The organism is uncultured Anaerococcus sp. (assembly GCF_947253225.1).
In the GTDB taxonomy this organism is placed as follows: Bacteria; Bacillota; Clostridia; order Tissierellales; family Peptoniphilaceae; genus Anaerococcus.
This window is the reverse complement of record NZ_CAMXYR010000053.1, coordinates 1-9608: the sequence shown is the minus strand read 5'-3', so window position 1 is coordinate 9608 and position 9608 is coordinate 1. Positions and strand designations below refer to the sequence as shown.

Below are 9608 nucleotides of genomic sequence, written 5' to 3'. Positions count from 1 at the left end.
GGTAATGTTAGGTATTGATATACTAAGTGTCGAAAAAATTAAGAAAAAAAATAATAAATTTTTTAAAAAAATATTTACCGATGGAGAGCTTATCCATGCGCTAAAAAAAGGCAATTATTTTCAAAGTTTAGCTGGTATTTATGCTGCAAAGGAAGCTGTTATTAAGGCCTACCAGCTTCCATTAACTTACATAATAAAGAATGAAATTGAAATAAGATATTTAGATAAGAAACCGATTGTATTTTGTAAAGGACAATATCTCACAAAAGACATTAGTATTAGTCATGATAGTAATTTTGCTGTTGCTATCTGTAATTCCTATGATGCTCCATACCAAGTAGATAGCTATTTCAAAAGTATATTTCCAAAAAGAGCTAAGAAGTCTCATAAGGGAGATTATGGTAGGATTGCCTTTATGGGAGGAAGTATCGGGATGAGCGGTTCAATATATTTATCATCTATGGCCTCCTTGAGAACAGGAGCGGGTATTGTTTATATTATCTGCCCAAAATCTATTGGTAAAATTCTACAAATTAAATCTACAGAGCAAATAATTCTCCCTATAAATGCTGCTTCATTCACCTATAAGGAGGAATATATGGACCATATTTGTTCATATATCGAAGATAAAGATATCCTAGCTATTGGTCCTGGAATGGGACAGGACGAGTCATTAAATTTATTAATTAGTAGCGTATTGGATAAGTTTAGTGGTAAAATAATTATAGATGCGGATGGATTAAATGCAATAAGCTATAATACTGATATTTTGAAAAGTGCGGGGAAGGTTGTATTAACACCTCACCTAAAAGAATTCGAAAGGCTAACCAGTCTATCTATTGATGATATAAATAAAGATAGAATTTATTATGCTAAAAATTTTGCTGAAAAATATGGCGTAATTCTTGTGCTAAAGTCAGATGAAACGATAGTTACTGACGGATTTAACCTATATGTTAATAAGATAGGAAATCCTGGCATGGCAACAGCTGGAAGTGGGGATGTGCTAACAGGAATTATAGCAAGTCTTTTACATAGAATGGATCCTTACGAAGCTTCCTGCTTAGGAGTTTACATTCATTCATTATCTGGAGATCTAGCATCTTATGAATTAGGAGAGGATTCTATAATCGCTTCAGATATTATTAAAAAAATCCCAGCTGCTATGAAACTTTTGAGGTAGGTATGCTAACAAATTATATTGAGGTAGATATTGACAAAATAATAAATAATATAAATAGGATTAAGAGTAAAAAATTTCCTACTCCTATTTGTGCAGTTGTGAAAGCCAATGCTTATGGACTTGGAGCAGTTGTAGTTGCTAGGCATATCGAAGATTATGTAACATATTTTGCTGTAGCTAAATTTTCTGAAGCTAAGCTTCTTAGAAAATCAGGAATTAGCAAGCCAATCCTAATTTTAGGATTTGTAAATTTAGAAGAAGCTAGGAAGTGTGCAATTTATGATATAGATATATGTATCTATGATTTAGATTATTCATTTGCTATAGATAGATTTATAGATACTCAAATAAATGCTCACTTGGCAATAGATACAGGTCATGCTCGTATAGGTTTTAGACCTAATGAAATAGATAAAATTTTTAAACTTAAAAATCTCAAAAAGATTAATATAAGGGGTGCATTTACTCATTTTTCTACTGCTGATGAGAAAGACAAGGACTTTACTATTAAGCAGAATGAACTTTTCAAAGCAACTATAGCAAAGATTAGAGATGAATTTGATTTAGAAAATGTACATATTGCAAATTCTGCCGCCAGTCTTTATCATGACGTAGAAACCGACATGATAAGATTAGGTATTTCCATGTATGGAATTTATCCTTCGAATTATTTGAAGGATATTAGTGAGGTAGAATTGGAAAAAACCTTCAAATTCAAGTCTAAAGTTGCATTTGTAAAAGAAGTTAAAGAAGGGACACCTATCAGCTATGGTAGGACTTTCATAACTCCTAGCAATATGAAAATAGCTACAATTCCAGTTGGTTATGCAGATGGTTATATGAGAGCTTTTTCAAATAAGGGAACTCTAAGCATTAATGGAAAACCAGCAATAGTATGTGGAAGAGTATGTATGGATCAGATGATGGTCGATGTTACTAATATAGATTGTAAAATAGGAGATGATGTAGAAATTTACGCTAATATATATGAAGAAGCTGATAAAATTTCAACTATTCCCTATGAACTAATGACTGCTTTTAGCATGAGATTACCTAGAGTATATGTAAGAGGCAGTAAAGTTATTAAAATAGATGATTATTTAGGAGAAATATATGAAGATTAAGAGGGGAGATCTGTTTTATGCTGATTTGTCTCCCGTTGTCGGCAGTGAGCAGGGTGGTGTGAGACCTGTTATAATTGTTCAAAACAATGTTGGTAACAAGTATTCCCCCACCATTATAGTTGCACCAGTTACAAGTCAATTAAATAAGGCTAAACTACCTACACATGTCAAGCTTAAAGGAAATGAGTTTGGATTGCCAAAAAATAGCGTTGCACTTATGGAACAACTAAGAACAATTGATAAGAAAAGACTGAGAGAGAAAATTGGGAGTTTTAACCATGACATAATGATAAAAATTGATGAAGCCATGGCTATATCCTTAGATTTAGCATGTAATTAGTTAATGTTAGCTCTAAAATACATAAAAAAGGCTAGCTAGTAAGAAACTAGCTAGCCTTTTTGCTTACATATTTTTACTATCTTCAACAATCATTCTTGCTAAAACATCTGGATTACCACAACCAGTTGTAATAACTAAATCATTTTTATTTATTATTGTATATATATAATCTCTAGCATCTTCGAATTCACCTATATATTTAGCATTAATTCCTTTTCTAACTAAAGCATCTACCACATCTTTGGAATGGATACTTGGGTCGAATTTTTCTCTTGCGGCATAAATATCAGTTACTATTACTTCATCAGCAGCATCAAAACAATTTAAGAAATCATTGAATAGTGTTTTTGTCCTACTATAAGTATGAGGTTGCCATACACAGATTAATTTACCTTTTGTATGCTCAGCAACAGCATCCAGGGTGACTTTAATCTCAGAAGGATGATGACCATAATCGGTCATAATTGTTGCCCCACCAACATCTCCAATAATTTGCATTCTCCTATCAAGACCTGTATATTTTAGGATATTATTCCTTATTGTTGAAATATCAATCCCATTTTCATAAGTAGCAATGATTGAAGCCATGGCATTATTTATATTGTGTCTGCCTATAACTCCTAATTCAAAGTGTTCTAAATTTCCGTTAGGGAATCTTAAATCAAAGTTAGGTCTACCTAAGTCATCAAATTTAATATTTACAGCATTATAATCTGCTTGATTATTTTCTTGGGCATATGTAATAAGTCTTCCCTTAACAGAATCAAAGATTAATTTATTGTTTTCTTCATTTAGGTTAGTTATGGTAATGGAATTTTCATCTTGATTGGATAAGTATTCTTTAAATGTATTTACGATATCATCCAAGTCTTTATAATAATCTAAATGATCTTCGTCAATATTTAGAACTATTAGTGTTTGAGGGTAATAGTATCTAATGTTTCCTTTGTATTCACAAGCTTCAGTAACTAAATAATCTTCTGAACCTACTCTTACATTTCCTCTCATTTCCTCAAGAACGCCGCCAAGTAGAATTGTAGCATCTACATTCGAATGCATCAATATTTTTGAAATCATAGATGTTGTTGTGGATTTGCCGTGAGAACCAGAAACTGCAATTGAATTTTTATAGTTTCTCATCAAGGCTCCTAGAAAAACACCTCTTGTTACTACAGGACATCCTACATTTTTAGCTGCTATTAACTCTTCATTGTCATCCAGTATTGCATCGGTATATACTACCAAGTCTGGGTTAGTAATATTTTCTTTCTTTTGCCCAATATATATTTTTGCGCCAAGATCTCTTAAATGATTTATAATCTTTGTATCTGCCCTATCGGAACCAGACACTTCATAACCCTTAGCCAAAAGTAGTTGAGCTAACCCACTCATAGAAATTCCGCCAATCCCTATGAAGTGAACATATTTATATTCATGTTTATCAAGATTAAATTCAAACATATATTCTCCTTAATTTTAGTCTAAACTGTATACTTATTTTTATTATACCATATTTAATATTGATAGAATATCAAGTTCTTGAAATAGATTGATTAGATTGTGGCTAAAAGTATATTAATACCAAAGGAGGGAATATGAAATTTGTAATTGGCAATGACCATGGTGGTCTTGATTTAGTAGAGATTGTTAAAAATGAGATTGAAAGTTTAGGACACGAAGTTATTCATGTGGGAGCTTTTGATAATAAGTCAGTTGATTATAGTGACTATGCTAAAAAAGCGTGTGAAGAAATCCTGAGTGGAAGGGCAGATTTTGGAATTTTGATTTGTGGCACAGGACTTGGCATGAGCATATCAGCTAATAAAGTTAAGGGCATAAGAGCTGCATGTGTATCGGAAGCTTTTTCTGCAAGAATGAGTAGGGCTCACAACAATGCTAATATTTTATGTATTGGAGCACGAGTAATAGGCAGCGAAACTTGCAGAATGCTTGTAGATGAATTTATAAATACTCAATTTGAAGGAGGGAGACATCAAAGAAGAGTAGACAAAATAACGCAAATTGAACAAGATTAATAATTATTGTGAAAATAAAATACCCAAAATAATAAAAAAATGTTATTATAATACATGAGATAAATTAAAAAGGAGATTAATTTGACAATACCTACACCACATATTTCAGCAACAAGTGCTGATCAAATTGCAAATACTGTACTTATGCCAGGAGATCCTCTCAGGGCTAAGTTTATTGCTGATAATTTCTTGACAGATGTAAGTGAATTTACTAACACTAGAGGGATGTTAGGATTCACAGGATATTACAATGGAAAAAGAGTATCAGTTATGGGAAGCGGAATGGGAATTCCATCTGCAATGATTTATTACAATGAACTTTTTGCTTTTTATGATGTTGACACAATCATAAGAGTCGGAACAGCTGGTAGCATGCAAGAGGATGTTAAACTACATGATATTGTTATTGCATCATCAGCTTGTTCAGAATCATCAATCAACGACAATCTATTTGGAAATGTTCATTTCTCTCCAACGCCAGACTTTGAACTTTTACTAAAAGCATACGAAACATCAAATAAGTTTGGTTTTACAACCCACTGTGGTCAAGTACATTCTTCAGATCAGTTCTATAATGATATGCCTAAGGAAGTCTTTCAAAACCTACAAAAATATGGAGTTTTGTGTGTTGAAATGGAATCATATGGTTTATTTATGGCTGCAAGGAAACATGGTAAAAAGGGACTAGGAATATTCACAATTAGCGATTCTTTGGTTGAAAATGTTGCTGATAGTGCTGAAAATAGACAAACATCATATACAAATATGATGAAGCTAGCCTTAGAAGTAGCTCCGGAATAAAGAAATGTTAAAAGTAATAATAATGGCTGCAGGTGAGGGAACAAGAATGAAGTCATCTACTTCAAAAGTCCTTCACAAGATTTTAAATAAAGAAATTATAAAATATGTATATGAAGCTAGTCAGTTTGATGATTCAGAAACTATTATTATTTCTGGAACTAATAACGACAAACTTATTGAAATGTTTGAAGGTATAAAAATCATCGAGCAAAAAATCGGTGAAAATTATCCATATGGAACTGGGTATGCAGTTTCTCTAGCAAGTGATTATATAGGTGATACTGATGAAGTCTTAGTCCTTAATGGAGATATACCTTTAATTAGTAAAGAGTCTCTTAAAGAATTTGTAAATAGTCATATAGAAACAAGTAGTAATGTTTCTGTCCTATCTACAAAAGTTTCTAATCCTAGTGGTTACGGTAGGATTATAAGAAATAATAGTGGAGAATTTACCAAAATTACAGAGCATAAAGATTTAACTGACCAGCAAATGGGAATTAACGAAATAAACACAGGGATTTATATATTCAAGGGCAAAGATTTAAAGGATTCTATCAAGCAGATTGATACTAATAACGCTCAAAATGAACTTTATTTAACAGATTGTATATCAATAATATCCAACAATGGAAAAAAAGCTAGTGCTTTTGTTAATGAAAATTCTGAATTGTTTTATGGTATAAATAATAAAAAAGAGCTTGCAGATGCTTGTAAAATACTAAGAAAAAAAATCAATGAAGCTTACATGCTAGATGGTGTGATAATTGAAACCCCTGATATAGTTTCAATTGAACCTGGTGTTAAGATAGGTAGAGATACTGTAATTTCTGGTAATATAAAAATCACGGGTAAAACTGAGATCGGTTCTGCTTGTATAATTGAAGGCTCTAGTAGAATTGATAATTCTATAATTCATAATAATGTCAGGATAGACAATTCTGTAATAGAAAATTCCATTATGGAAGAAAATAGCAACATTGGACCATATTCACATCTTAGACCAAATGCAAAAATCGGAAAAGATGTTCATATTGGTAACTTTGTTGAAGTTAAAAATGCTAGTCTTGGACAAGGAACAAAAGCAGGACATTTGGCATATATAGGTGATTCTGACTTGGGTATGAACATAAATGTCGGTTGTGGCGTGATTTTTGTTAATTATGATGGTAAATTTAAACATAGGTCTGTAGTTGGTGATGATGCTTTCATAGGATCTAACTCCAACATAGTTGCTCCTGTAAATATTGCAGAAGAAGCTTATGTAGCAGCGGGTTCAACTATAACTAAAAATATTGATAAAGGTGAGTTATCAATTGAACGTGCAGATCAAAAAAATATCGCAGGTTATGTAGAAAAAAAGAAAAAGAGAGATCAAGAAAAACTAAAGGAGAAAAAATGACATCTAGTTGTAATGGTGGCTCATATATTCAAAGAGGAGAACTAAAACTTTTATCTGGTAATTCTAACAAAGCACTTGCAGAGAGTGTTGCAAAGTATTTGGGAGTATCTTTAGGCAAGGCTGATATAGAAAAATTTCAAGATGGGGAAATTTCTATAAAGATTAATGAATCTATCAGAGGCAAGGATGTATATATAATGCAACCTACCTCAAACCCAACAAATGATAACTTGATGGAGCTTTTAATAATGATAGATGCTTGTAGAAGAGCCTCTGCTGGATATATTAATGCTATTATTCCTTACTATGGTTATGCTAGACAAGATAGAAAAACAAGAGGTCGTGAACCTATAACTGCAAAGCTAGTTGCGAACCTTCTTACTGTTGCTGGTGCAGATAGAGTAATTACAATGGATCTTCATGCTGGACAAATACAAGGATATTTTGATATTCCTGTAGATCATTTTTCAGCAATAAGACTCTTATCAACTCATTTTAAGGATTTTGCTTATGATAGGCCTGATGAATATGTTGTGGTAAGTCCTGACCTTGGGGGAGTGAGAAGAGCTAGAGAATTTGCTGACTACTTAAAACTACCTATAGCTATTATTGAAAAAAGAAGACCTAGACCTAATGTCTCAGAAGTTATGTCTGTTATTGGAGATTACAAGGGTAAGCATGCAATAATAGTAGATGACATGATTGATACAGCTGGAACTATAACTAATGCTGGAGAGTTCCTAATAAATAGCGGAGCAAAGGATGTATATCTTGTAGCTACACATGGTGTATTTAGTGGAAATGCTATAGAGAGAATAAATAAATCTAGTGTTAAGGAAGTAGTAGTTACTGATACAATTGCTTTAACTGAAGATAAAAAAATAGACAAGATAACACAAATGTCTATAGCACCACTATTATCTGAAGCAATTCATAGAATAAATACTTATGAGTCAATAAGTGGATTATTTGTAGATGGTAGATAAATGTATTATATAGTTGGATTAGGAAATCCAGGTTTACAATATGAAAATACTAGGCATAATGCTGGCTTTTTAACCATTGATTATCTGGCAGATAAGTATGGCATAGATGTTAAGAAATTAAAATTCAAATCACTTTATGGTCAGGGAATGATTTCTGGCCATAAAGTTATGCTCATAAAGCCCCAAACCTATATGAATAACTCTGGAGAAGCAGTTAGAGATATTAAAAATTTTTATAAATTTGATTCTGATAAGTTAATTGTTGTGTATGATGATATAGATATTAACTTTGGTTCAATAAGAATTAGAAAAAAAGGCTCTGCAGGAACTCATAATGGTATGAAATCAATTATCTATCAGATTCAGGATGATAGTTTCCCTAGGATAAAAATTTCTGTTGGTAAAAAACCTGATTATATGGATCTAGCAAATTTTGTATTGAGCGGATTTTCGGAAAAAGAAGCCAGTGTAATGAGAGATGAGATAGGACTTGCAGCAGATGCAATTGAACTAATGATAAAAGATGGTATTGATAAATCAATGAATAAATTTAACTCAATTAGATTGTTGGAAGATAATTGATGAACGAATTAGTAGATAAAATAAATTCATTAAAGCAAATTAAAGAAATTGAGAATAATATAAATGATTATTCTCCAATCTACTTATCAGGACTAACTGACGGATTTAAACCTCATTTAGTCCTTGCTTTGTTTAAAAAAATTAATAAAAATACAATTATAATTGCAGAAAATGAAAAAAGAGCTTTAAAATATGTAGATGATATTAATGGCGTAGAAGAAGAGAAGATAGCGATTTTATATCCAAGTATTGATATAAATTATTATAATATAAAATCAATTGATAATAAGAAACTTTCTCAGAGAATAAGTGTTTTAACTAAAATTTCAAGTGGTGAAAAACAAATAATAGTAACAAGTCTAAATGCATTGACAAATAAGTTGACAACTTTAGATGAATTTAACAGGTCTTTTGTTAATATTAAGAATGAAGATATAATTAACATTGATGAGTTTATAGAAAAACTAATTGACTTGAACTACAATCCTACAAGTTTAGTTGAAAGCAAGGGTGATTTTTCTAAGAGGGGCTCTATTATAGATTTTTGGCCAGTTTCATATGATAATCCAGTAAGGTTGGAACTATTTGATGATGAAGTTGATTCGATAAGATTTTTTGATAAAGATAGTCAAAGAACATTAGAGAAAATTTCAGAAGTAGAAATTAGTCCTGTTTGTGAGCTTCTATATACGAAAGATGACTTTTCAAAAGTTATTGATAGTATAAATGATGATATGTCTTCAATTGAAAATAAGGACAATGACCAAACCACTAGAAAGCTTTTGGATAAGTGCAGACAAATAATTTCGTTCATAGAAGAAAGGATGTATGTTTCAAATGTTGACTTGCTTAATCCTTATAGAAATGACAATTATGATTCGTTTTTAGATTATCTCAGTAAAGATAGTTTGATATTCTTTGATGATGTTGCTAGAAGTATTGAGGAATACGATAAAGGATATGAAAGTTTTCTTGAAGATTTAAGTTTGCAAATGGAAAATGGTGAGGTTAGTCGTAAATTTTTAGATATTAGGATACCGATTAATCAAATATATGAGAAAATAGAAAAATTCAAAATATTCAATCTTACATCTATATTGAAAAAGTCTAAGAGATTCAATCCTAAGAAGATAATTGATATAAAGACAATTGCTGTC

At 31.4% G+C, this 9608-nt stretch carries 9 protein-coding genes and 1 pseudogene; 9 read left to right on the top strand and 1 reads right to left on the bottom strand.

What is annotated here, in order from left to right:
- The 3 genes from Q0W95_RS06410 to Q0W95_RS06400 form a co-directional block, all read left to right on the top strand.
- On the top strand, nt 1-1183 hold a 1183-nt coding region (locus tag Q0W95_RS06410), incomplete at its 5' end, for an NAD(P)H-hydrate dehydratase (RefSeq protein ID WP_297791036.1).
- 2 nt (nt 1184-1185) lie between these two features.
- A complete protein-coding gene (gene alr, locus Q0W95_RS06405) occupies nt 1186-2307 on the top strand; it encodes an alanine racemase (protein ID WP_297791034.1) in 1122 nt (373 codons plus the stop codon).
- Complete coding sequence (locus Q0W95_RS06400; RefSeq protein WP_297791032.1) at nt 2297-2647, top strand: type II toxin-antitoxin system PemK/MazF family toxin; 351 nt, start codon at nt 2297-2299, stop codon at nt 2645-2647. The genes alr and Q0W95_RS06400 overlap by 11 nt, the downstream gene beginning before the upstream one ends.
- A gap of 63 nt (nt 2648-2710) precedes the next feature.
- Here Q0W95_RS06400 and murC read toward each other — a convergent pair whose 3' ends face one another.
- Entirely contained in the window at nt 2711-4108 is a 1398-nt protein-coding gene (gene murC / locus Q0W95_RS06395) for a UDP-N-acetylmuramate--L-alanine ligase (protein ID WP_297791030.1), read from the bottom strand.
- 134 nt (nt 4109-4242) lie between these two features.
- On the opposite strand from murC, the gene rpiB reads away from it, so the two are divergent.
- The 6 genes and pseudogenes from rpiB to Q0W95_RS06365 all read left to right on the top strand — a co-directional run.
- On the top strand, nt 4243-4683 hold the full coding sequence (gene rpiB / locus Q0W95_RS06390) for a ribose 5-phosphate isomerase B (protein ID WP_297791028.1): 441 nt from the start codon (nt 4243-4245) through the stop codon (nt 4681-4683).
- A gap of 81 nt (nt 4684-4764) precedes the next feature.
- Nucleotides 4765-5484 (top strand): purine-nucleoside phosphorylase, encoded by a 720-nt coding sequence (gene deoD / locus Q0W95_RS06385; protein ID WP_297791026.1) that lies wholly within the window; start codon nt 4765-4767, stop codon nt 5482-5484.
- A 4-nt stretch (nt 5485-5488) separates the two neighbouring features.
- Nucleotides 5489-6883 carry a bifunctional UDP-N-acetylglucosamine diphosphorylase/glucosamine-1-phosphate N-acetyltransferase GlmU gene (glmU, locus tag Q0W95_RS06380; protein ID WP_297791025.1) on the top strand — a complete coding sequence of 465 codons (1395 nt, stop codon included), beginning with the start codon at nt 5489-5491 and terminating at the stop codon, nt 6881-6883.
- Nucleotides 6880-7869, top strand: coding sequence for a ribose-phosphate pyrophosphokinase (locus Q0W95_RS06375; RefSeq protein WP_297791024.1), 990 nt, complete (start codon nt 6880-6882; stop codon nt 7867-7869). Before glmU ends, Q0W95_RS06375 begins: the two co-directional genes overlap by 4 nt.
- Entirely contained in the window at nt 7870-8451 is a 582-nt protein-coding gene (gene pth, locus Q0W95_RS06370) for an aminoacyl-tRNA hydrolase (protein ID WP_297791022.1), read from the top strand.
- Nucleotides 8451-9608, top strand: a pseudogene (locus Q0W95_RS06365) (transcription-repair coupling factor); the annotation flags it as partial. The gene pth and the pseudogene Q0W95_RS06365, both read left to right, overlap by 1 nt.